At 55.7% G+C, this 25120-nt stretch carries 27 protein-coding genes and 1 other RNA gene; 10 read left to right on the top strand and 18 right to left on the bottom strand.

The genetic code is table 11. The features are described 5' to 3' along the window. Positions 1 to 189: 189 nt before the first annotated feature. The 3 genes from IDH41_RS30065 to IDH41_RS30055 form a co-directional block, all read right to left on the bottom strand. The gene (locus tag IDH41_RS30065; RefSeq protein ID WP_190867853.1) at positions 190 to 987 is read right to left on the bottom strand and encodes a Cof-type HAD-IIB family hydrolase; all 798 of its coding nucleotides are present in this window, start codon (positions 985 to 987) and stop codon (positions 190 to 192) included. A gap of 71 nt (positions 988 to 1058) precedes the next feature. Further along, complete coding sequence (locus tag IDH41_RS30060; RefSeq protein WP_190867851.1) at positions 1059 to 1811, bottom strand: pseudouridine synthase; 753 nt, start codon at positions 1809 to 1811, stop codon at positions 1059 to 1061. Positions 1812 to 1814: 3 nt separating this feature from the next. Continuing rightward, a complete protein-coding gene (locus tag IDH41_RS30055) occupies positions 1815 to 3389 on the bottom strand; it encodes an RsmB/NOP family class I SAM-dependent RNA methyltransferase (RefSeq protein WP_190867849.1) in 1575 nt (524 codons plus the stop codon). A 142-nt stretch (positions 3390 to 3531) separates the two neighbouring features. On the opposite strand from IDH41_RS30055, the gene IDH41_RS30050 reads away from it, so the two are divergent. After that, positions 3532 to 4050 (top strand): thioredoxin family protein, encoded by a 519-nt coding sequence (locus IDH41_RS30050; RefSeq protein ID WP_190867848.1) that lies wholly within the window; start codon positions 3532 to 3534, stop codon positions 4048 to 4050. Then, a complete protein-coding gene (locus IDH41_RS30045; protein WP_190867846.1) occupies positions 4047 to 4586 on the top strand; it encodes a PCYCGC motif-containing (lipo)protein in 540 nt (179 codons plus the stop codon). The genes IDH41_RS30050 and IDH41_RS30045 overlap by 4 nt, the downstream gene beginning before the upstream one ends. A gap of 62 nt (positions 4587 to 4648) precedes the next feature. Here the strand turns inward: IDH41_RS30045 and IDH41_RS30040 are convergent, their stop codons facing one another. Both IDH41_RS30040 and IDH41_RS30035 read right to left on the bottom strand, forming a co-directional pair. Then, positions 4649 to 5452, bottom strand: coding sequence for a GTP pyrophosphokinase (locus tag IDH41_RS30040; protein WP_190867844.1), 804 nt, complete (start codon positions 5450 to 5452; stop codon positions 4649 to 4651). Positions 5453 to 5469: 17 nt separating this feature from the next. Next, entirely contained in the window at positions 5470 to 6567 is a 1098-nt protein-coding gene (locus tag IDH41_RS30035) for a quinone-dependent dihydroorotate dehydrogenase (RefSeq protein ID WP_190867842.1), read from the bottom strand. Between the two features lie 173 nt (positions 6568 to 6740). On the opposite strand from IDH41_RS30035, the gene IDH41_RS30030 reads away from it, so the two are divergent. After that, the gene (locus IDH41_RS30030) at positions 6741 to 6881 is read left to right on the top strand and encodes a hypothetical protein (RefSeq protein ID WP_190867840.1); all 141 of its coding nucleotides are present in this window, start codon (positions 6741 to 6743) and stop codon (positions 6879 to 6881) included. Between the two features lie 3 nt (positions 6882 to 6884). Here the strand turns inward: IDH41_RS30030 and IDH41_RS30025 are convergent, their stop codons facing one another. The 3 genes from IDH41_RS30025 to IDH41_RS30015 form a co-directional block, all read right to left on the bottom strand. Then, the gene (locus IDH41_RS30025) at positions 6885 to 8273 is read right to left on the bottom strand and encodes a L,D-transpeptidase (protein WP_190867838.1); all 1389 of its coding nucleotides are present in this window, start codon (positions 8271 to 8273) and stop codon (positions 6885 to 6887) included. 150 nt (positions 8274 to 8423) lie between these two features. Continuing rightward, positions 8424 to 8660, bottom strand: coding sequence for a ferredoxin (locus IDH41_RS30020; protein ID WP_190867836.1), 237 nt, complete (start codon positions 8658 to 8660; stop codon positions 8424 to 8426). A 64-nt stretch (positions 8661 to 8724) separates the two neighbouring features. Then, on the bottom strand, positions 8725 to 10011 hold the full coding sequence (locus IDH41_RS30015; protein WP_190867834.1) for a DNA polymerase IV: 1287 nt from the start codon (positions 10009 to 10011) through the stop codon (positions 8725 to 8727). 204 nt (positions 10012 to 10215) lie between these two features. On the opposite strand from IDH41_RS30015, the gene cimA reads away from it, so the two are divergent. Beyond that, on the top strand, positions 10216 to 11832 hold the full coding sequence (gene cimA, locus IDH41_RS30010; protein ID WP_190867832.1) for a citramalate synthase: 1617 nt from the start codon (positions 10216 to 10218) through the stop codon (positions 11830 to 11832). A gap of 134 nt (positions 11833 to 11966) precedes the next feature. Here cimA and IDH41_RS30005 read toward each other — a convergent pair whose 3' ends face one another. Continuing rightward, positions 11967 to 12506, bottom strand: coding sequence for a TlpA family protein disulfide reductase (locus IDH41_RS30005; protein WP_190867830.1), 540 nt, complete (start codon positions 12504 to 12506; stop codon positions 11967 to 11969). A gap of 273 nt (positions 12507 to 12779) precedes the next feature. Here IDH41_RS30005 and IDH41_RS30000 point away from each other — a divergent pair, with 273 nt between their 5' ends. Then, complete coding sequence (locus IDH41_RS30000) at positions 12780 to 13238, top strand: M67 family metallopeptidase (protein WP_190867828.1); 459 nt, start codon at positions 12780 to 12782, stop codon at positions 13236 to 13238. Here IDH41_RS30000 and IDH41_RS29995 read toward each other — a convergent pair. From IDH41_RS29995 to IDH41_RS29985, 3 genes are read right to left on the bottom strand one after another with little or no spacing between them, the layout of a single operon-like run. Beyond that, positions 13224 to 13958, bottom strand: a complete 735-nt coding sequence (locus IDH41_RS29995; protein WP_190867826.1) for a 3'-5' exonuclease — start codon at positions 13956 to 13958, stop codon at positions 13224 to 13226. The two genes, IDH41_RS30000 and IDH41_RS29995, sit on opposite strands and share 15 nt — an antisense overlap. A gap of 15 nt (positions 13959 to 13973) precedes the next feature. Next, complete coding sequence (locus IDH41_RS29990) at positions 13974 to 15041, bottom strand: DUF294 nucleotidyltransferase-like domain-containing protein (RefSeq protein ID WP_190867825.1); 1068 nt, start codon at positions 15039 to 15041, stop codon at positions 13974 to 13976. A gap of 44 nt (positions 15042 to 15085) precedes the next feature. After that, positions 15086 to 16456, bottom strand: a complete 1371-nt coding sequence (locus IDH41_RS29985) for an ammonium transporter (RefSeq protein WP_190867822.1) — start codon at positions 16454 to 16456, stop codon at positions 15086 to 15088. A gap of 352 nt (positions 16457 to 16808) precedes the next feature. On the opposite strand from IDH41_RS29985, the gene IDH41_RS29980 reads away from it, so the two are divergent. Both IDH41_RS29980 and IDH41_RS29975 read left to right on the top strand, forming a co-directional pair. Continuing rightward, on the top strand, positions 16809 to 17234 hold the full coding sequence (locus IDH41_RS29980) for a MerR family transcriptional regulator (RefSeq protein WP_190867820.1): 426 nt from the start codon (positions 16809 to 16811) through the stop codon (positions 17232 to 17234). A 42-nt stretch (positions 17235 to 17276) separates the two neighbouring features. Further along, positions 17277 to 17957: a zinc metallopeptidase gene (locus tag IDH41_RS29975; protein WP_190867856.1), complete on the top strand. Its 681-nt coding sequence runs from the start codon at positions 17277 to 17279 to the stop codon at positions 17955 to 17957. 94 nt (positions 17958 to 18051) lie between these two features. On the opposite strand, the gene IDH41_RS29970 is transcribed toward IDH41_RS29975, so the two are convergent. Then, on the bottom strand, positions 18052 to 18948 hold the full coding sequence (locus tag IDH41_RS29970; RefSeq protein ID WP_190867818.1) for a LysR family transcriptional regulator: 897 nt from the start codon (positions 18946 to 18948) through the stop codon (positions 18052 to 18054). 36 nt (positions 18949 to 18984) lie between these two features. Beyond that, entirely contained in the window at positions 18985 to 19506 is a 522-nt protein-coding gene (locus IDH41_RS29965) for a rhomboid family intramembrane serine protease (protein WP_317890845.1), read from the bottom strand. A gap of 227 nt (positions 19507 to 19733) precedes the next feature. Between IDH41_RS29965 and tpx the strand changes: the two genes are divergently transcribed. Beyond that, the gene (gene tpx, locus IDH41_RS29960; protein ID WP_190867814.1) at positions 19734 to 20252 is read left to right on the top strand and encodes a thiol peroxidase; all 519 of its coding nucleotides are present in this window, start codon (positions 19734 to 19736) and stop codon (positions 20250 to 20252) included. Between the two features lie 68 nt (positions 20253 to 20320). Here the strand turns inward: tpx and IDH41_RS29955 are convergent, their stop codons facing one another. From IDH41_RS29955 to IDH41_RS29940, 4 genes are all read right to left on the bottom strand, one after another. Further along, the gene (locus IDH41_RS29955; protein WP_223830194.1) at positions 20321 to 20710 is read right to left on the bottom strand and encodes a DUF1499 domain-containing protein; all 390 of its coding nucleotides are present in this window, start codon (positions 20708 to 20710) and stop codon (positions 20321 to 20323) included. A gap of 113 nt (positions 20711 to 20823) precedes the next feature. Then, a non-coding RNA gene (gene ssrS, locus IDH41_RS29950) (6S RNA) lies at positions 20824 to 21006 on the bottom strand. A 48-nt stretch (positions 21007 to 21054) separates the two neighbouring features. Continuing rightward, positions 21055 to 21831: a YesL family protein gene (locus IDH41_RS29945; RefSeq protein ID WP_190867810.1), complete on the bottom strand. Its 777-nt coding sequence runs from the start codon at positions 21829 to 21831 to the stop codon at positions 21055 to 21057. Positions 21832 to 21940: 109 nt separating this feature from the next. Continuing rightward, positions 21941 to 23530 carry a DEAD/DEAH box helicase gene (locus tag IDH41_RS29940; protein ID WP_190867808.1) on the bottom strand — a complete coding sequence of 530 codons (1590 nt, stop codon included), beginning with the start codon at positions 23528 to 23530 and terminating at the stop codon, positions 21941 to 21943. A gap of 154 nt (positions 23531 to 23684) precedes the next feature. Here IDH41_RS29940 and IDH41_RS29935 point away from each other — a divergent pair, with 154 nt between their 5' ends. Together IDH41_RS29935 and IDH41_RS29930 are read left to right on the top strand one after the other, a co-directional pair. Further along, positions 23685 to 24524: a YitT family protein gene (locus tag IDH41_RS29935; RefSeq protein WP_190867807.1), complete on the top strand. Its 840-nt coding sequence runs from the start codon at positions 23685 to 23687 to the stop codon at positions 24522 to 24524. A 147-nt stretch (positions 24525 to 24671) separates the two neighbouring features. Continuing rightward, positions 24672 to 24860, top strand: a complete 189-nt coding sequence (locus IDH41_RS29930; RefSeq protein WP_190867854.1) for a hypothetical protein — start codon at positions 24672 to 24674, stop codon at positions 24858 to 24860. Positions 24861 to 25120: the final 260 nt, after the last annotated feature.

The raw sequence follows: 25120 nt of genomic DNA, 5'->3' as shown, positions 1-25120 counted from the left end.
ACCGGCGGTTCGGCCGCTCGCGGTCGCGGGCGGGCGCGGGGCGGCCCTTCGCCGAACGGCCCGCGGGGACGCGGACGAGGGCGTTAAGCCTGACGGTCATTCATCGGATGAAAAGGATGAAGGGGTTGTCCCTACAAGCCAAGCAATCGGCTTAGGGACAACCCCTTTCCTGTTCCGCCCATGGCTCGTTCAAGCCCATGCGTATTCCCGAAGCGCGGCCGCGACGCCGTCTTCATTATTCGAAAGCGAGACCGCGTCGGCGGCCTGCTTGACTCCTTCCGGCGAGTTGCCCATAGCGATGCCCATGCCGGCGAATTGAAGCATCGTAATATCGTTGAAATAATTGCCGATGGCCAGAATCCGGCTGCGATCGATTCCCCTGATCTCGGCCAGCTGCTGGAGCGCCCTTCCTTTATTCGCGTCCGAATGATGCACGTCGATGAAATAATCGCCGCTCCGGATCGATTTGAGCGTCTGCGGCCAGCCGGCCCATTCCGCCTGCACCCCATCCATCTCTTCCTTCGTTCCGAATACGGACAGCTTCACCAGACTGTCCGGCAGGCCGGCGCCAAGATTGCGAATCGAAGGCTTCTCCTTAAAGTGGGCGTACATCGCTTCCTCTTCGGCCGTCAAGCTTTCGACGAACATTTCGAGCGCCGTGTTAAGATTGAAGCGGACATTCCGCGACCGGCAATAGTCGAGGAAGCCGAATAGTTGTTCGGGCACCATATCGAATTGATGGACGACCGACCGGCTGGCCGCGTCGATCGTGGCCGCGCCGTTATGCGTAATGATCGTGCCGGTAAGCCCGAGCTCCTCCAGCACCGGGATCGCGCCCGAAGGTCCGCGTCCGGTGCACAGCACGATCTGAGCGCCGCGGCTCGCGGTCTCCCTCACCGTGTCCCGGATCGCATCCGTGATGACGTGATCGTCCCTAAGCAGCGTTCCGTCGACGTCCAGCGCAACCAAATCATAGTTCAAGCCCATTCTCCCACTCCTGACTTTTTCTCTTTTCCGACTATTTTAACACGGTTATCGCCCGATATGAACCATCGGCTTTAGTCCGATGCCCGGCGATGCGAGCGCAGCAGCTCGACCTCTTCCTCCGTCAGCTCGCGGTAAGCGCCCTCCGGGAGCGATTCGTCCAGCGTCAGCGGACCCATCGCTATCCGCTTCAGGAACAGCACCTTTTTGCCGACCGCTTCGAACATCCGTTTAACTTGGTGGAATTTTCCTTCCGTAATCGTCAACGAAACGTACGAACGAACCGTATCCCCGAGGCGCTCGCGATCCTTCACCCGAAGCTCGGCGGGTAACGTTACGTATCCGTCGTCTAACGTAACGCCGGCGAGGAAGGACCGAATATCCGATTCGCCTACCTCTCCATGAACGAGCGCCTCGTACGTTTTGGCGACATGCTTGCGGGGCGACAACAGCTCATGGGCGAGCTGGCCGTCGTTCGTCAGCAGCAGCAAGCCGACCGTGTCCTTATCAAGACGGCCGACTGGGAATGGATCGCGAAGCTTGTCGTCGTCCTCGAGCAGGTCGATAACGGTACGCTCGCGCCCGTCCTCCGTAGCCGAAATAATGCCCTGCGGCTTGTTCAACATGAAATAGACGACGTCCCGGTAGACGACAGGCTCGCCTTCGAAGGCGACTTCCGCCTTCGCCGGATCGACGATAAGGCCGCTATCCTTTACCGCCTTGCCGTCCACCGTCACTTTCCCCTGCTTTACCGCTTTTTTGATTTCGCTGCGCGTGCCGAGCCCCATATGGGCCAGCAGCTTGTCGATGCGCATCCGGTCGTTCATCTCTTATGCTTGCCTCCATCCGGCCGGAAGCTCGTTTTTGATCATGCCTCCGTCATATTTTCCCCACCCGATCGGAAATCCGTCCGCGCATACCAGAACGTAACCCTTCGCTGGTACGGCGCTTGGCGATTGGATTTCCGTCTCCTCCGCGAACAGCGTTTCCCCCTTTAAGTAGCGAAGCGTCCGAAGGTCGTCCGAGCTCCAGTTCACCGATCGTAACGCCTCCTCGCGCTTCAGCCCCATGGCCAGCGGCTGGGTCGGCACGATCCGCCCCCTCGCCGCTTCCCCGACGTACCAGCCCGGCCTGACGACGCGAAGGCCGTCCAAGGACGGCAAGCCTTCCGGCTGGATATAGACCTTCGAGCCGTACGCGATCATCCGACCGCTCAAGGCTTCCGAAGCCGCGACGAACTGCCCGGCCTGCCGAAGCCACATGGCGATCGGATCTTCTTCGCCCGCCGGTTTTCCGTCCCCGCCCTTCCCGCCGCTTATCTTGCCCGCGCGACGGTCGTTCGGCCTTCCGCCTCCGCGGCCCGAATCGCGCTTCAACGCGCTTCTCTCCGCCTGTCCGACGGACGCGGCGGCCCTTATGCCGCCGATCGGGATGGCGCCGCCCCGTTCCGCGCGGTCCGCCTCCCCGCCGCGCCGAAGCAGAGCCGCGAAATGGCCTTCGCCCTCGATCCGGTGCGGCCATAGCCTGACCGTCCCCTCGATGCCTCGCAGCCGCTCCTCGTCCAGGTTGCTCGGCTTGTCAACCAGATCCGCTCTGCCTGGAGCCCAGCCATAGCGGCACGGAATAGGCAGAACGGAGAAATCGGGATGCTCGGCCAAAAAATCTGCGATCTGCTGCTCGTTCTCCTCCGGGGAGAAGGTGCAGGTCGAGTAGACGAGCAAGCCGCCCGGCGCAAGCATGGCCGCGGCATGCCGCATAATGTCCCGCTGCATGGCCGAGCAGCGCTCGACCGAATGCTTCTCCCAATCGGCGATCATCGATTCGTCCTTGCGGAACATGCCTTCGCCCGAGCATGGCGCGTCGACCAGAATCCGGTCGAACCATTCCGCGAAGACGGGCGCAAGCGACGCAGGCTCCTCGTTAAGCACGACGGCGTTCCGGACGCCCGCGAGCTCGATGTTTTTGGCCAGCGCCTTCGTGCGTTCCCTGGCGTTATCGTTGGCCACCAGCACACCCTTGCCTTGAAGCTTGGCCGCGAGCTGGGTCGACTTGCCCCCGGGCGCCGCGCACAAGTCCAGCACCCGGTGGCCCGGCTTTACGTCCAGCAGCTCGGCCGGAGCCATCGCGCTCGGCTCTTGGATGTAATAAAGTCCGGCATGGTAATGCGGATGCTTGCCTGGGCGGTCTCCTTCCTTATAATATAAGCCGCCTTCGGCCCATGGAATGTCCCTTGCCTCCGAACCGAAGGGAGACAGCCTCATCCACTCCTCCATCCCAAGCTTCAATCGGTTGATCCGAAGCCCGTATACGCGCTGCGCGTCGTAGGAAGACATAAATTTGTCATATTCGCCGCCGAGCAGCTTCTCCATCTTTTCCGTGAATTTACGCGGCAAATTGCCGATCATACCCATTTCCTCCCGCTTCCTGCCAAGGTGTCGCCACACTTACATACTCGTGCAGATTTGATATATAATATATAAAAGTAAGGACATGCCTCATCTGTCAACGGCTTGTCCATCCCAATCACGTTTCGGAGGTCGTTCAAGCATGAAGAAGAAAAAGAAAGTCAAAATGATTTATGTGTACATTGCCATCATCGTCGTTTTATTCGGCTTCATATTCGTGCTGAACAACAACGGCAAAGTAAACGCCTTGTATAACAAGCCCGTCTCCGAATTGAATCCGGCCACGCGCGCGCTGCTGGACGATCCTAACTATCAGAATATCATATTACCGGACGAATTAGACAAAATGGTTGCCGACAAGGAAGATTTCTTCGTCTACCTGTTCGCGTCCGACTGCCCGCACTGCCGGTACACGACGCCGCAGCTCATGCCGCTCGCGGACGAACTCGGCATCGATCTCCCGCAGTTTAATTTGAGGGAATTCCCGACTTACTTCGCGAAGTACAATGTCGAATACACCCCTACGCTTGCTTATTTCAAGGACGGCGTGCAGGTTGACAAGCTGGAAGGCGGACTCGCCGAGGAAGGCACGACGGCCGGCTACTCGCTTGACGACTTCCGGGAATTTTTCAACAAACATGCGGGGGCTGAAGCCCAATGATGAAGCGTCAGCGCCTTAGCCCCGAAGAGACATCCATGCGGGAGGCCGAGGAGCGGAAGGCTTCGCGGCTTCGGGGATGGATGTACGCGATGCTGCTTGCTTTCGCCGTCATCACGCTGCTGACCGCTTGCGGCCTCTCCGGCGAAGACGGCGGCGGCGAGACGCACCTGCACGGGTCGGAGACGTGGGAGACGACCGGCTCCTACGACGAGCTTCCGGGCTTCCTTGCCGATTATACGCCGCATACGGGCGATCTCTACAAGGCGGTGCACGATCATGCCGATATCATGAGCGGCATTACGTGCTACTGCGGCTGCGCGGACGGCGTGGCGGTCGAGACGCCGCACGACTCGCTTCTCCGCTGTTACGTCGCCGAGCACCCTGCCGACGAAGGTGCGGTTACTTGGACGAACCACAGTACGAGCTGCGGCATCTGCAAGAAGGAGATGGAGGAAGTCATCGCCTTAAGCAAGCAAGACAAGACGGCGGAGGAGATCGGCGCCGCGATCGACGCGGCTTACAAACCGAAGAAGTAGTCTTGCCGGGAAACCGAACGGAAAAGAGGCTGAGCGAGCGCGCTCAGCCTCTTTCTTGTCCGTCAATTCTGATTCGCCTTCTTCGCCTTGCCGATCGCGGACTGTATATCGAGCGACAGCTGGTTAAGCGATTGGTAATCCTCATTCTCGAACTGCTCGTTGAACTTCATCTGGAACTGCGCCGCTTCCCTGACGCGGTGATAGAAGTATAAATCCTGGATGCCGCTCAGCACCCGGGACACCACGTTCGACTGCTCCTCGAAATCGGTCTGCGCGTCCAATATTTCCTTGCGGATGCTCGTCATCTCCGAGTCGAGCTGAAACGCCGCCTCCGCCGCCTTCTTGAGCCGGCCCCTCACGTCCTCGGGCAAGCTTTCCTTGAATTTATAATTAAGCGAATGCTCGATCGTCGCCCAGAAATTCATTGCGAGCGTCCGGATTTGGATTTCGGCGAGCACGATTTTGTAGCCAAGCGCCGTCTGCACCGGATAATTCACGATGATATGGTAGCTCCGATAGCCGCTGTCTTTGAAATTCGTTATATAGTCTTTCTCGTATACGAGGGTCAAATCTTTCCTCGACCGGATAAGCGAGGCGACGCGATGGATGTCGTCGACGAACTGGCACATGATTCGGATGCCGGCGATGTCTTCGATGCCGGTGTCCAGCTGATCCGCGGGAACGTTCAGCCGCTTGGCCTTCTCGAGAATGCTCGAGATCCGCTTCACCCGGCCGGTGACGAATTCGATCGGCGCGTAAGCTTCTCTTATTTTCAACTCTGACCGCATCGTCTTGAATTTCACTTTCAGTTCTTCAACCGCTTGTTCATAAGGCTGTAAAAAAAGACTCCAGTCTCTACCGTCCATCCGGCCGCCTCCTGTTCTTAACGATGATCTGCGCCTACTGCTTCGGAAATATTGCGGTAGCCATCTTGGCGTAAACATTGCATCAGCCCGTCCGTTAATTCGCGAAGCAGTCCGGGCCCTTTATAAATAAGCGCGGTATAAATTTCGACCAGCGACGCTCCTGCGCGGATTTTATCGTATGCATCCCGCGCCGTAAAGATTCCGCCCGAGCCGATAATGGGCAGCTGCCCGCCGGTTTGGCGGTACACGGCGCGAACGACCTCGGTCGACCGGTCCCGCAGCGGCTTGCCGCTCAGGCCGCCCGCCTCTCCCGCGCTCGGATGGCGCAGCCCCTCGCGGGACAGCGTCGTATTCGTCGCGATAATGCCCGATACCCCGCTTGTCATGATCGTGGCGACCGTCAGCTCCAGCTGCTCGTCCGTCATGTCGGGCGCGATCTTCACGAGCACCGGCTTCGCCCGCTTCCCTGATTTCGCCGCTTGCGCGCCCATCTCCTCCATGACCGCGCCCAGCAGGTTCCTTAATTCCTCGCCGTGCTGCAGGTCACGCAAATCCGGCGTATTCGGCGAACTGATATTCACGACGAAAAAATCGCCGTAAGTATATAAGTCGCGGATGCAGGTACGGTAATCCTCATGCGCCTGTTCATTCGGCGTTACTTTGTTCTTGCCGATGTTAACCGCGATCGGTATCCGGTGTATTCGGCGCTTCGACAGCCGCTCCGCCATAGCCGCCGTACCGTCGTTATTGAATCCCATCCGGTTGATCAGCGCTTCGTCGGGAGGCAGGCGGAACAGCCTTGGCAGCTCGTTGCCGGCCTGCCCCTTCGGGGTCACGGTTCCTACCTCGGCAAATCCGAGACCGATGCTGGAGAAACCGTCCGTTGCCTTGCCGTTCTTATCGAGACCCGCGGCAAGACCGACCGGATGGGGGAATTTCAGTCCGAACAGCTCCGTCGCGAGCTCCGGCGACTCCGCTACGCCGTACATCGCATGCATCAGCCCGTTAAGTCCGGGCAGCTTGCCGCCGGCCGACAGCCCGTCAATAACGAGATGATGGGCCTTCTCGGGATCCATTCGGAAAAAAATCGGTTTTAATAGAGAAGAATAAAGCAACTTACCCACTCCGTTCTCAGATGTATGTACTATTTGTCAGTTTATCTTTTTTGAAACGAAAAGAAAAGAGCTTGCCGGCAAGGCAAGCGTCCGAAATGATTGCGGCTGTTATCGAAAACGATTACAATGAAAGCATGTTCGTTATTCATTTTCATATAGAGAGGTTGATATCGATGAGCGCCGCAAAAAGAAAGCCGGCAACGATGAAAGCAAAACAGAAGGAAGAAGTGAACAAGAAAGCGTTAATCTGGGTCGGCTCCATCGTTGGCGTCGTTATTGTCGCCGTGGCCGTCCTTCTCATTGTTACCAGTTGATCGCTACGTCAACCACTCGTACACCTTGGCGGGATTGGTCTCGTTCTGCCGCGGCTCCAGCTTGAATCGCTTGGCCGGCTGCCGCGAATCGGACGGCAGCGTCCCGTTTTTAATTTTGACAACCGTTCCCAGCGGCACCAGATCGAACAGCTCCTCGACGTCCTCCTTCCCCATCCTGACGCAGCCAAGCGACTCGTCCTTGCCGATGCTCTCCGGCTCGTCCGTTCCGTGAATCGCATAGAGCGTACCGGACAGCGTCATCCCTCTGCTTCCGAATAGGCCGTCGCTCCGTCCGTTCGGATTTCTGACCTTCTCGCTGATATCGAATATGCCTTCCGGCGTCTCGTCGCCGCCTAATCCGACCTTGTAGCTTCGTACGATAATATCGCCTTGCACGACGGCAAGCCGGTGAGTCGCTTTGTCGACGACGATTTCAAGCGGGCTCGCCCAATTCTCGTCCAGCATGCCGTTCGTCCCAACCCGTCCTCCCGCCGCAGCGCTGCCGACGCCGCCCGCAAGCGATTCAGCCGCGCCATCCCGGGCTCCGCTGCGCTGCGACCGGTCTTCCTTCAGCTTCGCCAATATCCCGGGAAACATCTCCTTCATCCCGTCCCGCTCGCCAGCAAGCACGTTATGCGGATAAGGGCGAATCAGGTCATCGAGCCGTTCCGGCCATTTTTTGTACGTTCTCTCGTAGTGATGAATGGCGCTCGCCACCGTCCAGTGCGCCTCCTGCCGCTCGCTCCACGAAGCGAATTGTCCTGCGGCCCTCGTACCGTCCGACGGCTCGCACAAACACGCGTCCCGGTCAAGCATCGACGCCTCAAGCTTGCCTGCGGCCGCTTCCCGCTCCACGGTCATGAGCAGCTTTGTATTGCCCGTCCATTTCCGCCAGCCAGCTTCTTCCTCCAATCTCGCGGCAATCGTATACGACGGCGCCTGCGTCCCTGCCGCGGCTATGCTGTTCCAGGCCTGGCCGACCGGGCGAAGCTCCTTCCGGGGAACGAAGACGACGCCGACGGGAGCCGCTTCGGCCGGTGCGACCGGAACGGGCTTGACGGCCGCCTCCTCTTCATGAATGGTTCCGTTGACGGGGAGCAGAACGGCGACGAGGAGCAGCAGCATCCCTATGGCCGCCGATCGGCGCGCCAGCCGCTTCTTCCTCTGCCGCTCGTCCCAATCCTTGAGGAGCTGCAGCTGATTTTCCGATAACGGATGGCTTTCGTCCTCGAACGCATCATACACTTCCCCTGCCTGAAGAAAACAATAATTCGCCTTGCCCTCCTTGCCCGCGAGCAAATATTGCTTGCCGAGCAAGTACCAGCCCATTTTGTTATCGGGATGCTGCTTCACAAAATGCTTCAAATAAAATAAATCCTCCGGCGATTCCATCCCCTATCCTCTCCCAGCATTCGATCTATCCTTATTATCGGCACGTCTCCCGATTATTTGTAATCGACCGCGAACCGGCATGCGCGCATAAAAAAAAGCTCCTTCCCGCTGGCTGCCAGCGAAAAGAAGCTATTCCGTCAAGAAGGATGTTTAGTTGTTAAAAGGCTCGTCGGCGATTTTGATCGAGTCCGTCGGGCAGCCGTCGGCCGCATCCTGCAGATCGTCGTACAATTCTTCCGGAATTTCCGTATTGCCCGTGTTGCCGTCGTTCTTGTAGATCACTTCCGCGATGCCTTCGTCATCGTAATCATAAATATCGGGAGCGGTAGCTCCGCAAGCTCCGCAAGCAATGCACGTATCTTTCTCTACCCAAGTAAATTTTGCCATGGATATTCCCTCCCATATAAATATACAGCCGAACCGCTTATTTCGTTCCCATACTTGTCAACCTTCAATCATCAATATATAACAAACCATCGTCCTTTTGCAAGGATGTCCCGCGAATTCGTTTATTCCGAATTAACGTTGACGGGTCGTCGCCCAGCATGCCGGCGGTCAGCACCGCGCTTTCGCCGAACTTGTCGCGCAGCCGGTCCATCGCCTTCGTCAGCGCCTCCTTGCGCGGCTGCTGCTCATAGCTGAACAAATCAAGCTGCATCGCCGCCTCCTCGAGTGGCGACAAGTTTTGAAGCGTGACTCCCAGCAGGCGGATCGGCTCGCCGCTCTTCCAATGTTTATCGTACAGCTTGCAGGCTTCCTTATAAAAATCTTCGGCCGATTGCGACGGCGCGTCCATCGTATGGGAGCGGGTAATCGTCGTCATGTCCGGCTTCCGGATCGTAATTTGCACCGTCGTCGCGACGAGCTTCTGCCTGCGCAGCCGCCTTCCCGTCTGGTCGGCCAGGTTGAGCAGGACGCGGTAGACGTCCTCGCGGGCCGTCAGGTCGCTCGGCAGCGTCGTCGTATGGCCGATCGACTTGTTCTGCTCCCTGTGCGGGTTGACCTCCCCGTGGTCGATACCGTAGGCGGCCGACTTCATCCACGACCCCGTCACGCCAAAGTGCTTGATCAGCGTCGCCTCATCCGTCGCCGCCAGTTGGCCGATCGTCCGTATATTCAGCTTCGCCAGCTTCTCCGCCGTCTTTCTCCCGACTCCGAACAGCGTGTCGCAAGGCTTATCCCATAACAAACGTTTGACGTCCCGGATTCGAAGGACGGTCAGCCCGTTCGGCTTCTTCATGTCGGAAGCCATCTTCGCGAGCAGCTTATTGGGCGCAAGACCGATCGAGCACGGCAGCGACCACTCCCCTTGAATGCGCTGCTGCAGCCGTTCGGCGATCTCGAGCGGCGTACCGAACATTTTGGAGCCGGTAATATCCATGTAGCATTCGTCGATCGACACCGATTCCACCAGCGGGGTGAACTGCCTGGCAATCGCCATGAAGCCCCGCGAATATTTGCGGTATAAATCGAAATCGGGCTTGATCAGAATTAGTTCCGGACACAGCTTGAGCGCTTGGCGCACGGTCATGCCGGTCTTGATTCCCTTGCTTCTTGCCGTGTACGAGCAGGTTACGATAATGCCTCTGCGCTGCTCCACGCTGCCCGATACCGCGGTCGGCTTGTTCTTATATTTCTCCGGTTCCTCCGCTTCATGCACGGAGCAATAGAAGGCATTCATATCCAGATGGATGATAACCCTGCCCTTGGCGGGGTAATGCTCATTCACATTTGCCATAATCGCCTGTTGCACCGCCTATCTTGTAACATGAAGCTCTTCTAAGCTTAATCACCCCCAGCATACAATTCCAGTAAGTCCAAGTCAACGGATGCGCGGCGGATCGGACAAAAATTACGGGCTCCCTCTCTACTTTCGCGCAAATAAGTGTTATAATAGTAAATTATGATTTGTAATGGCTATCAGTGAAGGAGGCGTCCCGATATGACAATGAACATCTCGATCTTTGATACGACGCTGCGTGACGGTACGCAAGGCGAAGGGATCAGCCTGTCGGCGGATGACAAGTTAAAAATCGCCCAGAAGCTCGACGCGTTGGGCGTTCATTATATTGAAGGCGGAAATCCGGGAAGCAACAGCAAGGATATCGAATTTTTCCAACGGATCAAATCGTTTAATCTTAGCGCCAAGATAACGGCATTCGGAAGCACGCGCCGCAAGAACAGCCTTGCCGAGCAGGACGCGAGCCTCGTGCGCATCGCGGATTCCGGCGTGCCTGCGGCTACGCTGGTCGGAAAGTCGTGGGATTTCCACGTACATACCGCCCTGCAAACGACGCTCGAAGAGAATCTGTCCATGATATTCGACTCGGTCGCCTTCCTTAAACGCAACGGGATGGAAGCCTTGTTCGACGCGGAGCACTTCTTCGACGGCTACAAGAACAATCCCGAATACGCGATCGCCGTGCTGAAGAAAGCGGCGGAAGCCGGCGCGGACTGGCTCGTGCTGTGCGACACGAACGGAGGCACGCTCCCGGGCGAGATTCACGATATCGTCACACGCGTCTGCGGCGAGCTGTCCGTGCCGATCGGCATTCATACGCATAACGACTGCGAGCTGGCGGTCGCGAACTCGCTGGCTGCCGTACAGGCCGGCGCTCGCCAGGTGCAGGGCACGATCAACGGATACGGCGAACGTTGCGGCAACGCCAACCTGTGCTCGATCATTCCGAATCTGCAGTTGAAATTGAATTACGAAGTGCTGCCCGAGGAGAAGCTCCGCACCTTGACGAGCACGGCGCGCTTCATTAGCGAGATCGCCAACGTTCACATGCCGGTAGGCCAAGCCTACGTCGGCAATGCCGCGTTCGCCCACAAGGGCGGCATTCACGTATCGGCGATCATGAAGGATTCCAAAACGTACGAGCACATCGAGCCGGAGCTCGTCGGCAACAAGCAGCGCATCCTCGTCTCCGAGCTCGCTGGCCAGAGCAATATCATCTCGAAGGCCCAGGAGCTAGGCCTCGACGTGAACGCGAACAACGAGAAGACGAAGCTCATCATGGACCAGATCAAGGAGCTCGAGCATCAGGGCTACCAATTCGAAGGCGCCGACGCCTCCTTGGAGCTGCTGCTCCGCGAGGCGTTCGGCGGCGAGACGAAGGAAGTATTCAAGGTCGAATCGTTCAAGATGCTCGTCGAGAAGACGAACGGGCAAATGATCTCCGAGGCGATCGTGAAGATCAGCGTCGACGGCCAGCAGGTATACACGGCCGCCGAAGGCAACGGGCCCGTCAACGCGCTCGACAACGCCCTTCGCAAGGCGCTCGTGCAGTTCTATCCGAAGATCGAGCAAATCCATCTGTCCGACTACAAGGTCCGCGTCATCGACGAGAAGGACGCCACGGCCGCGAAGGTGCGCGTGCTGATCGAATCGACCGGACTCGACAACACCTGGAGCACTGTGGGCGTATCCAGCAACGTCATCGAAGCGAGCTGGGAAGCGCTCGTCGACAGTATCCGGTACGCGCTGCTCGGCATGGTAAAGGTGGATGGCGTTCTGCCCGACTCGCATGACCGGATCGGACTCGTGAATCACTGACGGCAAGCGCGCGATCCGGATTCGTATACGCAAATAAGCGGTACTGGAAGTTATTCCAGTACCGCTTTTTTCTGCTTATCGTTTGCGATTCACTTGCCTGCCCGGTTTTCCCCGCGCTCTCGTTGAACTTTATACTACATCCATTTTTCGATCAGCCGTTCCCATTCTTCGAACGTAATGACCCCGTTAATCCTCTCCCGAATGACGCCGTCGCCGTCGATCAGGAACGTGGTCGGGAACGTATCGACCTTATATTGCTTCGTTACGTCGCCGGCGCGGTCCATCAATATCGGGAACGTAAATTCGTGTTCGCTTACGAATTCCCTTGCCGACCGCTCTTTGTCGTACTTCGTCGCATTGACGCCGTACAGCTGGACGGCGTCGCGGTACTTTTCGTGAAGCCGCTGCAAATCCGGCGCTTCGAGCTCGCACGGGCCGCACCAGGAGGCCCAGAAGTTAACGAAGCTCAGCTTGTTCTGCTTCCCGCCGATCTCGTAAGTCTGCTCATCAAGCCCCGGCAGCTTAAACGCCGTCGCCTCGTAACCGGCCTTCGGCTTAAAATCTTCGGAGGACGCAGCCAGCGTCACCGCGTTCGGATCATCGTTCCTGTATTGATAAACGGCAAGCCCGGCAAATACGAAGGCAATCGTAAATAGCGTAACGATTCGTCTCATGGTGCATCTTCCTTCCGTCCCGATGGTCATCTGCATACATGGTATCATGCGCAGTATGGAAGCTCAAGCCGCAGGGCATTTTAGCCATAAAACCGTCACGAATGCCCGCGAGAGCTTCCCTTCCTATTCTCGGTCAACAAGGAGCCGTTTCATACCCGCTGCCGGCAGCGGCGGCGCTGTGGCCCGAACGAGCGAAGGACAATTAGCGTTAGGGCCAGCCTTCCGGTATACTTACCCATGTACGGAGACGCCGTACGGTTAGGAGGAAGACGCATGACAGAACGATATTCCAAAATGTTCATGACGAAAGAAGCGTACGACCGGCTGATTCGGCTCTGCAAGGATGCCTTCCCGGCGGAAGCGTGCGGTGTGCTTGCATGCGGCATGGCCGAAGAAGTCGATGACGATCCGTCGGGAGCCGCCTGCGTCATCGATGCCGTCATCCCGATCCGCAACGCGCACGATCGGCCCGACCGTTCGTTCTCGTTCGATCCGGCGGAATGGACAGCCGCCTATTACGACATGCAAATAAACCGACAAAACCTTGTCGGCTTGTTCCACTCCCATCCGCGCTCGGAAGCCGTTCCTTCCATCAGCGACGCCGAAGGCTTCCTGCCCGCATTCGCGCTTTCGTATTGGATCGTTTCGTTGCAAAACAAAGAGGCTCCTCACGTACAGCCTTACCGCCGTTCCCAAGGAGCTTTTATCCCGCTAGAGCTAGTGATTGCTTAAATAGGCGTATAAATCGCCGAGCGTCGTAATGTTCCTCTCCAGTATTCGCGACAAATAATTTTGCCATAGCTTGGCCGTCATAATCGAGTCCTGCAGCGCGTGATGCCGCTCCGTTATCGGGATGCTGCAGCTTTCCAGCAGTTCGTCCAGGCTGTAGCCGTCCCGCTTCGGCTCGAGCCACTTGGCGACCATCATTGTGTCGAGGACGCGATGGTTCAAGTTCACTTTGGACGTCCGCCATAGCGCGGCATTCAGAAACTGCTTATCGTGACCGGCCGCATGAGCGATCAGTAGCCTTCTTCCGACGAATTCCATAAAATCGTGAAGCACCTGCATCAACTCCGGCGCATCCTGAACCATCTCGTTCGTAATACCGGTTAAATCAACGATGGCTTTCGATATTTTGCGCTTCGGATTGACAAGGCTGTAGAACGATTCGCTCTCGATCAGCTCGCCGCCCCGTATGAGCACCGCTCCGAACGAAATGATCTCGTCGCCGTTCGTCGGGTTAAAGCCCGTCGTCTCCAGATCGAAGACAACGGCTTCCAGTTCCCTCAGCGGCGTATCCAGCAACGACTGCTTGCGCTGCTCCTTGTTGACGTTGCGAATGAACGCCATCTGCTGCGCGTTCTGCGAGCCCAGCATCGAAGCGATCGCAGGGGTGAATCCACCCATCTTATACAGGTTCCACATGCGGCCGACGCCTTTTTGCTCTTTCATCTCCACTCCACCGCCTTACGTAAGCCTGCCCATCGTCTGCTTGAATACCGCTCTTTGCAGCTTCTTGCCCAGACGCAGGCTGCTTTTTAATTCATCGGTCATCTCTCTGGTAAGCTTGCGGCTCGAAAGCTTGCCGTTATTGGCGTATAAACCGTCCGAATATTGTTCCGTCGTCATTAGCCTCAGTCGCAAAAATAGCCGAAACGCCTGCTCGTACGAACGCGCTTCCTGCGCGGTCAGCCGACTCGCTTCTTCCAGCCTCTTGATCCGGTCGAGCGTCGCCGTCTCGCGGATGCCGACTTGGATCGACAGAAGCCGGATGGCATTCACCATCGGAATATAAGCGCCGTATTTAATGTCCAGACTGCCGGTATCCTCCCCGTACTGCTCCTTCAGCAGCTGCCCGAAAAAACCTAACAACACTTTATGCCTCATCGTGTTTTCCAGCATCCGCTTCAAAATAACCGGCGTCTCAAGCATATCGGTGAAATACGAATCTTTCAGCTCCGCCAGCAGCGCCTCGTCCCCATAGACGCATCTCGCGTCCGCGACGATGAGCAAATAGCGCACCGATTCCCATGCCGGCTCATTGAACCAATGCTCCAATTTCCCGCTCCAGGCCGACAAAGACAAGCACCATTCCGGATTGCTGCTAAGCACGTTACCTTCGCATAGGGGATAACCGGTCTTCTGCAAATTCGACACGACCAGCTCGCATAGCTCCATAAAATATTGCTGCACTTCCGGCGAATCGGACGCGGGATCCTCGTAGACGATTCCGCTGTCTTGATCGCTTGATAAGGTCTGCTCCTTCCGGCCGCCGCTGCCGAACAACAGATAAGCGTAAGGCACGGGTGGGGAGCCCTTCCCCATCCGTGCCATTTCCGCTTCCGCGAGGTGGATCGATCGCCGGATTAACGCATCGTGCACCTCGTTTAATTGTTCATTAAATTGTTCGACGGGACGATCAGGGAGAAGAGCCTCCATATGCTCGTGTGCTTGATCGCGCAAGCTCCGCAGTCCTTCCACATGATCGGCCTCTCCAATCTGCTTCAGCAGCTGCACCTGCACCGGATCATCCATGCTATCGTCCTCTCCCCTCGGTCAACCCAACATGAACGTTTCCATTATCCCTGGATATGCTGACCCGCTTTTTTCATTTGCTCAGGATAACCATAAGCGCCATGCTCGCTAAGGTCAAGGCCGATAATTTCTTGCTCTTCCGTAACGCGGAAGCCCATGATCATTTTCATGACGCCGAGCACGAGGAACGATGCGGCAAGCACGAACGCGCCTACGACGACGACGGATTCGAATTGAACCCACAATTGCTTCCAGCTGCCCGTATCGATCAAGCCGCCCGTGCCGACGCCGACCTGGTCGGCAAGTGCTTGTGTGGCGAAGATCCCGTTGGCAAGCGTACCCCAAATACCGGCCGCACCGTGAACGGACAGAGCGTAGATCGGATCGTCGACTTTGATTTTTTCGAAAAACTTCACGCTGTAAAATACGAGCACGCCGGCTACAAGTCCGATGACGACAGCCGCCCACGGATCGACGAATGCGCAAGAAGCCGTAATGGCGACAAGGCCCGCGAGCGTGCCGTTAAGCATCGTCGTAATGTCTGCTTTGCCCGTAACCGCCCAGGAGATCAGAAGAGCCGCCACGCCGCCTGCGCCTGCGCCCAACATCGTGTTAAACGCGACGTATCCGAAGAAACCTTCTCCGACGGCTACCGTGCTGCCCGCGTTGAAGCCGAACCAGCCAACCCACAGAAGCAATACGGAAAGCGCGGTAAACACTTGGTTATGACCCAAAATTTCGTTGGCGGAACCGTCTTTGTTGAACTTGCCGATACGCGGTTTAAGCAGAACCGTTGCCGCAAACGCCGCGAGAGCGCCCGTTAAGTGAACGACGGTCGAACCGGCGAAGTCCTGCGCGCCGTCCTCGGCCAGCCAGCCGCCGCCCCAGATCCAGTGCGCGACGACCGGATAAATGATGGCGATGAAGAAAAGGGTAAACACGATGTAAGAGGAAAGCTTCGCTCTTTCCGCGAAACCGCCCCAAGCGATCGACAGCGATACGGCGGCGAACGCCAATTGGAATAAGAAGAATACGGTGCTCGGATACGTATCGCCGGCAGCTACATCCGCTACGATGGCCGGATTAAAGAAGAAATCGCCCCAGCCGAACAATGCGTTCAGCCCGCTATCGCCGCCGAAAGCGATGCCGTAACCGAATGCCCAATAAATCAGTGCCGCAAGGCCGGTCGTGAAGATGGTTTTGCCCGCTACGTGCCCGGCGTTCTTCATGCGGGTGGAGCCCGTTTCAAGAAGGATGAATCCGCCTTGCATAAGCAATACGAGAATGAAAGACAACATGACCCAAACCGAGTTCAGACCCATGTCTAATGTTGCCCCGGAAGGATCTTCTGCGAAAGCCGCTACCGGAAACAGCAGGGTGAAGATCCCCAAAGCTAACATCGTTTTCTTAAACATTACGACCACTCCCTAAATGTTATGTTTTATTACATATGAGGAAAGACTTAATGCCATTATAGTCAGTAGTGCTTAATTTGACAATATGTTTTCTTCTATTTATTAAAAAAAATCTAACGTTCGGCACGAAATATGACACGAACGTTAAGTTTTTAACCCAAACCGTACAAAAAACGGCCCAAGGAGCTTCTCATCCTTCGCATTTTTTGTTCGAACTAGGAATAGATTCCTAATCGAAGGCATAGGAAGTGGCTCCGATTACATATAAATGTAATACGTTTGACTGTACGGTTGCTTTACGATTATCATTAGAATGTAGAAAGAATGCGGTGCGAACGGAGGCCTAATAACTATGTATCGAATCGGAGAACTGTCCAAGCTCGCTAACCTTAGTCCGCGGACGATTGACTATTACACCTCTCTCGGCCTGATCGAACCGGCCAAACGCTCTGCCAAGAACTACCGGCTTTACGCGGACGAAACCTTGCAGCGGCTCGAACGTATTGAACAGATGAAAAAAGATAAATATACGTTAGATGAGATAAAAGCAACGATTGACGGCTGGAGCAAAATAACGCCCGAAGAGCAGGTGTCGCGCAAGCTGACCGACCTTCAGCACCATCTGAGCCAGCTTGAGCGCGAGGTGAAGGAACTGGAGCCGGTCCTGAAGACGCTGAAGCCGCGCCAAGCCAATCACCTGTATACGCGGCTGATGCCGCAAACCGCCGCCTGCATCGAAGCGCTTATGCTCCTGATCAACAAAAGCTCCCTCATGTAACGTCATTTATCAGACTACTTATTTGGAGGAATGACTCAAATGATGACGTTAATCTTCATTTTGACGATACTCGCTTTCGCGTTAACGATTTGGGCGCAATTCCGGGTGAAGGGAACGTTTAAAAAATGGACCGGCGTACCGTCGAACAGCGGGTTAACGGGCTATCAGGCCGCTAGGCGAATGCTTGACGCGAACGGGCTTCACGATGTTCCGATCGAACCGGTGCGCGGCTCCTTGACCGACCACTACGATCCGATTCACCGGGTCGTGCGGCTGTCCGAGCCCGTCTACTACGAAAACTCCATTTCCGCCGTTTCGGTAGCCTGCCACGAGGTCGGACACGCGATTCAACATGCCGAGCATTACCCGATGCTCGTTCTGCGCCACCGCATTTTTCCGATCGTTAATTTCGCTTCCGGCGTTGCGCCTTTTCTATTCATCGCCGGCATCCTGTTCTCGGCATTCAACCTGATCGGCCTCGGCATCATCTTCTTCTCAGTGGCCGTCGCGTTCCAGCTCATCACGCTTCCTGTCGAATTCAACGCGAGCAACCGCGCAAGAGACATCATGGTTGCCGAAGGCTTTATCACGAACAATGAAGAACGCGGTGTCGCAAAAGTGCTGAATGCGGCCGCTTTAACCTATGTCGCCGCGGCGCTCCTCTCCTTATTGGAGCTCGTACGTTATATTATGATATTCATGGGCGCTAGCCGGGAAGAATAACGGATATCGGCCCGACACAAATAGGAGCTGCCCCGCAAGGTTTGCATATAACCTGGCGGAGCAGCTCCTTATTTTATGTCTCGCTTCGTGTCAGCTACATAATCCGATCCTGAAAGTAACGCAGCAAAAAGCTGTGGAACACTTTGGCGACAAGCGGCAGCTTCTCGTTCGACCGCCTGATCAGCCCGATCGTGCGGGTCACCACCGGATCCGTCACCTTAACCTTCGCAGGGTGCAGCGGGCCCGTGTAATGAAGCGCCATCTCCGGCAGCAAGCTTACGCCCATCCCGGCAGCCACCAAGCCGCGGATCGTATCGGTCTCTTCGCCTTCGAACCCGATCCTCGGCGTGAATCCGGCTTCCTGGCAAGCTTCCCAAACGATCGGCCTAAGCGAATACCCCTCGCTGAACATGACGAACGTCTCGTCCTCGAGCTCCTTCAGCTTGATCGACTCTCTCTCCGACAGCCGATGCCCCGGCGGCAATATCGCGTACAGCTCTTCCGTGAGCAGCACTTCGCCGCATACGAATTCGTGCTCGTCGGGAAACGGCGAGATGAACGCCAGATCGATCTCTCCCTTCATCATATCCCGGATCAGGGAAGGGTACATCCCCTGCTTGAACCGGAATTTCACGTTCGGGTGGAGCTTCCGGAAGGACGCAACGACCTGAGGGATCAAGGAGATGCCCAGGCTATGCGGAAAGCCTAGCCGGATTTCCCCCTTCTCCGGGTCAAGAAATTCGTGGATTTCAATGACCGCCCGCTCCAAATCCGCCAATATCACCTCGGCGCGCTTCAGAAACAATTGGCCGACGGGCGTAAGCTGAAGGTTTCTGCCCTTCTGCACGAACAATTTGACGCCAAGCTCCTCCTCGAGCTGGTGGATTTGGCGGCTAACCGCCGACTGTGCGACATGCAGCTCTTCCGCGGCCTGCGTGACATGCTCTTTCTTGGCTACTTTCACGAAGTAATAAAGCTGACGAAGTTCCATACGCTTACGTTTCTCTCCCGTACAAATATATAGTCTTCAGGTTCGGTAACGCCGATTCCGCGCTTTCGCCCGTTCAAACAACGAATACAGCAGAAAACCGGCCAAAGCGCCTCCCACATGGGCCCAAAGGTCGACCTGGGGGGCGAGCAAGGAAAAAATGACGCCGAAAATCAAAATCGTATACACCGTTTTGCGCGACGAAACATCGAGCTGCGACTTGCGGAATAAGGAAATGAACAAATACGCGCCGTAAACGCCGTATATCGCGCCAGAAGCGCCTACGCCGACATGGGTCCCCCCATCGGCCGCGACGTCGCTTGCAAGCGCGCTGAACGCATTTCCGCCCACTCCGCAGAGCAAATAGAAGAAAACGTACCTTAACGATCCAAGAAGCCGCTCAAGAGGCGGCGCGAACACAAGCACGGCAAACAGGTTGAAGAGCAGGTGCTGAATGCCCGAATGCATGAATACGGACGTCAAATACCGCCAAGGCTCCAGCATTCCATACGGATCATAGACCGGATGGGTAACAAAAGCGCCGAATTTTATTGCGTGCATGGCCGCATTGGGATCCCCGTTTACGGACACTATGATAAAATAAACCAAATTAAGCGCTATGATCGCGGATGTTACAGGAAATTGACGCAAATACGCGCCAAAGCTCTCGTACCGCAAGAAGATCATCGAATCAACCCCTTCTCGCTCCAATTATTGGACAAGTCCGTTTCATTGCGATTATAATAAATCTGGTATTGAACATATCCTATTGAGGAGGAAGCATCCACATGTCACAAGAACGCATTGGGGCAGCCACGTTCAAGGGCAACCCGCTCACATTGGTTGGACCGCAATTGAAAGCCGGGGACCAGGCTCCCGATTTCGCCATTAACAAATCGCTTGTCGAAACCGCATCGCTGAAGGATTACGCCGGCAAGGTGAAATTGATCAGCGTCGTGCCTTCCATCGATACGGGCGTATGCGACGCGCAGACGCGCCGCTTTAATGAAGAAGCCGCTTCCCTGGGCGAGAATGTAGCCATCCTCACGGTTAGCGTCGATCTTCCGTTCGCGCAATCCCGCTGGTGCGGCGCCGCGGGCGTCGACAAAGTCACGCTTCTCTCCGATTACAAGTCGCACAGCTTCGGCGAAGCTTACGGCGTCTACATTAAAGAGCTGGGACTCGATCATCGCGCAATCTTCGTCATCGACGCGAACGATAAAATCCAGTACGTCGAGTATTTGCCTGAAATGACGGAGCACCCGAATTACGAGCAAGCGATCAACGCGGTCAAGGCGCTCGTATAAATTCAATCCCGATAGAAGCCGACCGCAAACAAAGCGAGAGAAGGATATCCTTCCTCGCTTTGTTCTTGTTAGCTATTTACTTTAAACGCCGCCAGTTTTTTGTCGAGCGTTCGGTACAAATCGAGGATGACCCTGTAATTCGATCCAAGATCGCCTAACGATCCGCGGGAAGCCGAATAAATATCGACTGCCGATTGGATCGGGGTCACGCTGATGACGGATACGGTAATGTCCATCGTCCTGCCGAAAGCCGTGCGCTTCTCAAGCACGATCTCCCCTACCGATTGCACCTCGTGCAGCACCTTATAGCCCTGCATCTTCTTAAGCGTCGATATCACTTCCTCCCAAGCCTTATCCTTCGAAAGCTTGTAGAAATGAGATTTGAGCAATGGATCCTTGGCTTTGTCGCCCGTCTGTTCATGACTGCGCAGCAGCCCGATCAAGGTCCGCTTCAACAACGACGATCTCCCCCTCCGGCATCTATGTACATTACTTTCAATGATACCATGATTCATGCAATGAAAAAAGAGCAATCACTGGAATAAACCAGCGAACGCTCTTCATAAGTTCATTAGAACCCGCCTATGCCGTCCGACTCACTTGTTTCTGAACCCGCTTACGCAGGTGGGTGACCGCAGAACCGCTTTTGAGATCCCCTTTCGGGGGCGTGTCAGCTACGCTTCGATGTAGGTCTCCCGTGAAACAGCCATTGGTTCAAAACAGCGCAAAGCCGTAACGAGCATCGCAGGAGGTATAGTTATTATAGACCGAATATGCGCAAAAGTAAACTTCGTTCGGCCTGCTATTTACTGGCGCCGTTCGAGTCTTCCTTCACCAAATCCTCGCGGTCCAGCTCCGCCGCCTTCTCCGCTTCTTCCTCCTCGGCCAAACGCGCCTTCTCCGCCTGGTCTTGCAGCTTCTGGTAAATCAAGTAAAAATTCCAGAACGACAGGTACGCGATGATGCTGCCCATAAAAAACGGAATGAGGAACGTAAATCTCGTGCTGAAATACATGACAGCTCCCGCCATGATCGCGGTCGACAACGACCGGAACGGTCTGCCGATCGTAATGAGAATCGCGTTCTTCAGCAATTGAAACGTTTTCATATGATAGTGGGAAAGCATGGAAAAAAAGTTGAACAGCGAGACGATGAGCAGAACAAGGAACGCGACGAAAATATAAGAGAGCAGATTGAGCTGTTCCCGGTATACGATAAAGTCAACGATCATGATCGCGAACAAAATCGTATAGATGATGCCGCCTAGCATGGCTTGCTTATAGTTTTCTTTGTACCCCCGGAAATACGTTTTGAACAGTGCGACGTCGGTCTCTCCCATCACCCATTTGCGGGCGACGGTAAACATGGCCGCCGTTGCCGGAAACAGCGTGAACGGCGCTACGACCGCCATAATGATCAGGGCCGAATAGACCTGGTTGACGTCCTGGGACATCAACAACCCCCAAGCGAAAAATACGAATGGAAGCGAACAGACGATCCATAAAATGTTAATCACCGACAACCGCATGATCCACTCGGATATACGGTAAAATCCACCCATCAGCCCTCTTGGTTCCATCGGATCTGCCTCCAGAAAGTTAAAATTGTTCAAGCCGGACTAATCCGCATGAAAGAAAACCGAGGAGCCCTGAAGCTCGCAGGCATCACGGACTTCCTCGGTTCGTTCATCAATTATTCACGTAGCCTTCGGAGCCGCTCTTCGGACGGCGGTTCTCGCCGCGCCCTTCGCCGCTTCTCTTGCTTCCGTAACCGCCGCTGCCGCCGCGGTTGTCGTAGCCGCCGCGCGAGCCGCCGCCGCCGCCGCCGCCGCGTCTATCGTCGCGTCCGCGATAACCGCCTCCGCTGCCGTATCCGCCGCGATTGCCGCCGAACGACGAGCCGCCGCTCCGGTTGAACGGACGGCCGTTGGAACGGATATCCGGTCTGCGCTTCTTCGCGCGAAGCGGCTCTTCCGGCGTCAATTCCACGTCGACGTTCTTCTTCTCGCCCGTCAGCAGCTTGATGGCTGCCGCAAGCAGATGAACGGAATCGTATTGTTCGAGCAACTGAATGGCGATCGCTTTGTATTCTGAGAACTCGTCGTTGTTCACGACTTCGAGCATCCGCTCCGCAGTGACGCGCTGCTTGCCTTCGATCGCCTCGGCGATGCTAGGCAGCGGCTTGCGGTTCATCCTCTGGCGCGTAATTTTCTCGATGAAGTGGAGATGATCGATCTCGCGCGGCGTAACGAACGACCACGCCGTGCCTTCCTTGCCCGCGCGGCCGGTACGGCCGATCCGGTGAACGTAGCTCTCCGGATCCTGCGGAAGGTCGAAGTTCACGACATGCGTTACGCCGGATACGTCGAGACCGCGCGCGGCCACGTCCGTCGCGACGAGCACGTCGATGCTGCCGTCGCGGAATTTGCGCATGACGCTGTCGCGCTGGTTCTGCGACAGGTCGCCATGCAGGCCGTCGGCGGAGTATCCGCGCTTCTGTAGCGCCTCGCTTAGCTCATCGACGCGGCGTTTCGTACGGCCGAAGATGATGGCGAGTTCCGGAGACTCCATGTCAAGCAGACGGCTGAGCGCCTCGAACTTCTGGCGTTCGTGCACTTCGATGTAAGCTTGTTCGATCGACGGGGCGGTTACTTGCTTAGGAATAACCGACACATGCTCCGGATTTTTCAAAAATTGCTGTGCCAATTTCTGAATGTTGAGCGGCATCGTCGCGGAGAACAGCATCGTGTGACGCTCCTCCGGCACCTGCTTCAGGATCGACTGGATATCTTCCATGAAGCCCATGTCGAGCATTTCGTCCGCCTCGTCCAAAATAACCGTTTGCACATCGTCCAGGCGGATCGTTTTGCGGTTAATATGGTCGAGCAACCGTCCGGGGGTTCCGATGATGATTTGAGGCTTCTTCTTGAGCGCGCGGATTTGGCGCCCGATTTCTTGACCGCCGTAGATCGGCAGTGAACGAAGACCTTTGTATCGAGTCAGCTTCCCGATCTCGTCGGCCACTTGGATCGCGAGTTCACGGGTCGGCGTCATAATCAATGCGACAATGCGGTCCTCGCTTGTCGGAATTTTGTTGATGAGCGGAATTCCGAATGCCGCCGTCTTGCCCGTACCCGTCTGAGCTTGGCCGATCAAATCTTTGCCTTCCAAAGCTATGGGTATCGCTTTGTCTTGGATCGGGGTCGATTCTTCGAATCCAAGTTCCGTAATTGCTTGCAACACTTTTGGTTCCAAACCAAATTCAGCAAATGTTTTCAAACTTTTCTCATACTCCTTCTATCTTCAGCCTACTTAAGAATATCCAAACCATTATAGCACACAATTCATCGTGAATACCAGCAAACCGGGTAAAGCCATACTAATTGAATCAATAGACCGGCTTCCCGCACAGCCGGACAGGAGGGATAATGCCATGAACCCGCACGCGCGCCGCTATCTGTTAACGCTTCCCGTCATGACGGCAGGAGCCTGCCTCATCGCGATCGGCTTTAATTTATTCCTCATCCCCTACCAGCTTCTCAGCGGCGGCGTCTCGGGCATATCGATGATGATCGGCTATATTACCGGCGGAGACATCGGCTGGCTGTACCTGATCTTGAACTTGCCCCTTCTGTTGTGGGGGTGGTTCGCGGTCGGACGCCGGTTTATTTGCTGGAGCGTCTATTCGGTGCTCGCGTCCACTTTTTTTCTTCAAGTCATCCCGATCAACGACATCGCGGACGACCTGCTGCTCGGCGCGGTGTTCGGCGGCGTCATCATCGGCTTCGGAGGCGGCTTGACGCTTCGTTACGGCGGCTCGTCGGGCGGATTCGACATCGTCGCTTCCATCGTCACGCGGAAGAGGGATTTGCCGATCGGCATGATCATCTTTTTATTGAACGGGGTTGTCATCGCGGCGCTTGTCCTGTTCACGAAAAACTGGAACTCCGCCCTCTATTCCCTCATCGCGATCTTCTCGGCCGGCAAGGTCGTGGATCTTATTCACGTCCGGCACGTGAAGCTGACCGCGTTCATCATTACGACCAAAACGGACGAATTGCTCGCAAGGCTGCTCAAGCATCCGAGGGGCATCACGATCGTCAAAACCCGCGGCGCCTACTCGTCCTCCGAACGGGATATGCTGATGACGGTACGGACGAAATACGAGCTGGCCGAGCTGTGCAAGACGATTACGTCCATCGACCCGCACGCCTTTATCAATATCGTGGAGACGGTGGGTGTGATCGGCGATTTCTCGAAGCCGAAGGACTAGTCCTTCTACGCAAATATGGATTTTGCGAGGTATCCCTATGTTTTTGAAAACGATCCTGCTATAATAACGGTATCCCGCAGTTTTTAGGTTTCTTGCCATATGATTTTCCCCCGAACATGAATATGAAAGGGTGATGCTCAGGTGGATATGGAAACGGTCAAATTGTCTCAAATTGTAGAGAGGCTTGCTCCCGAGCTAAGTCCTTTTCTCACGGAACGCGAAATGGATATCAGCATCGTACTGCGCGACGGACTCGCCCTGCTCGAGCCCGCGGACGCCATGGAAATCGTTCAGCACAGTATTTGCAATCAGCAGAGAGAAGCTTTGTTACATTGACAATGCGGGAGAAACAGCCATTATTGAAGCGCCAGTCGGATCCGATCCGACTGGTTTTTTGTTCTTCCCGCCAATGCAACGACCGACACCGTCCCTTGCCGGCATAGGCTCGATTCGCGATGGCGTTTAAACCATTTTATATGCGCTGCGTTTATAAATCCCTATATTTTAAAACTACGACGGCACAATCAACGAACAACTGTAACTTGATCCCACTGAGCCTCTAATTGCTGCAGAAAAGTGAGTGGATTGCGATTAAA

It is taken from the genome of Paenibacillus arenilitoris, assembly GCF_014705655.1.
Classification (GTDB): domain Bacteria; phylum Bacillota; class Bacilli; order Paenibacillales; family Paenibacillaceae; genus Pristimantibacillus; species Pristimantibacillus arenilitoris.
The sequence above is the reverse complement of the archived record's forward strand: the minus strand, read 5'-3'. Positions and strand labels throughout refer to the sequence as shown.

Coding starts and splice junctions, on each gene's coding strand:
- IDH41_RS29985 (WP_190867822.1), bottom strand. CDS start 16,456: ATGTTTAAGAAAACGATGTTAGCTTTGGGGATCTTCACCCTGCTGTTT.
- tpx (WP_190867814.1), top strand. CDS start 19,734: ATGTCACAAGAACGCATTGGGGCAGCCACGTTCAAGGGCAACCCGCTC.
- IDH41_RS29945 (WP_190867810.1), bottom strand. CDS start 21,831: ATGGAACCAAGAGGGCTGATGGGTGGATTTTACCGTATATCCGAGTGG.
- IDH41_RS29935 (WP_190867807.1), top strand. CDS start 23,685: ATGAACCCGCACGCGCGCCGCTATCTGTTAACGCTTCCCGTCATGACG.
- IDH41_RS30055 (WP_190867849.1), bottom strand. CDS start 3,389: ATGATCGGCAATTTGCCGCGTAAATTCACGGAAAAGATGGAGAAGCTG.
- IDH41_RS30005 (WP_190867830.1), bottom strand. CDS start 12,506: ATGAGACGAATCGTTACGCTATTTACGATTGCCTTCGTATTTGCCGGG.
- IDH41_RS30020 (WP_190867836.1), bottom strand. CDS start 8,660: ATGGCAAAATTTACTTGGGTAGAGAAAGATACGTGCATTGCTTGCGGA.
- IDH41_RS29930 (WP_190867854.1), top strand. CDS start 24,672: ATGGAAACGGTCAAATTGTCTCAAATTGTAGAGAGGCTTGCTCCCGAG.
- IDH41_RS30040 (WP_190867844.1), bottom strand. CDS start 5,452: ATGGACGGTAGAGACTGGAGTCTTTTTTTACAGCCTTATGAACAAGCG.
- IDH41_RS30065 (WP_190867853.1), bottom strand. CDS start 987: ATGGGCTTGAACTATGATTTGGTTGCGCTGGACGTCGACGGAACGCTG.
- IDH41_RS30050 (WP_190867848.1), top strand. CDS start 3,532: ATGAAGAAGAAAAAGAAAGTCAAAATGATTTATGTGTACATTGCCATC.
- IDH41_RS29965 (WP_317890845.1), bottom strand. CDS start 19,506: ATGCACGCAATAAAATTCGGCGCTTTTGTTACCCATCCGGTCTATGAT.
- cimA (WP_190867832.1), top strand. CDS start 10,216: ATGACAATGAACATCTCGATCTTTGATACGACGCTGCGTGACGGTACG.
- IDH41_RS30025 (WP_190867838.1), bottom strand. CDS start 8,273: ATGGAATCGCCGGAGGATTTATTTTATTTGAAGCATTTTGTGAAGCAG.
- IDH41_RS30015 (WP_190867834.1), bottom strand. CDS start 10,011: ATGGCAAATGTGAATGAGCATTACCCCGCCAAGGGCAGGGTTATCATC.
- IDH41_RS30030 (WP_190867840.1), top strand. CDS start 6,741: ATGAGCGCCGCAAAAAGAAAGCCGGCAACGATGAAAGCAAAACAGAAG.
- IDH41_RS29970 (WP_190867818.1), bottom strand. CDS start 18,948: ATGGAACTTCGTCAGCTTTATTACTTCGTGAAAGTAGCCAAGAAAGAG.
- IDH41_RS29995 (WP_190867826.1), bottom strand. CDS start 13,958: ATGAAAGAGCAAAAAGGCGTCGGCCGCATGTGGAACCTGTATAAGATG.
- IDH41_RS30000 (WP_190867828.1), top strand. CDS start 12,780: ATGACAGAACGATATTCCAAAATGTTCATGACGAAAGAAGCGTACGAC.
- IDH41_RS29990 (WP_190867825.1), bottom strand. CDS start 15,041: ATGGATGATCCGGTGCAGGTGCAGCTGCTGAAGCAGATTGGAGAGGCC.
- IDH41_RS29975 (WP_190867856.1), top strand. CDS start 17,277: ATGACGTTAATCTTCATTTTGACGATACTCGCTTTCGCGTTAACGATT.
- IDH41_RS30045 (WP_190867846.1), top strand. CDS start 4,047: ATGATGAAGCGTCAGCGCCTTAGCCCCGAAGAGACATCCATGCGGGAG.
- IDH41_RS30060 (WP_190867851.1), bottom strand. CDS start 1,811: ATGAACGACCGGATGCGCATCGACAAGCTGCTGGCCCATATGGGGCTC.
- IDH41_RS29980 (WP_190867820.1), top strand. CDS start 16,809: ATGTATCGAATCGGAGAACTGTCCAAGCTCGCTAACCTTAGTCCGCGG.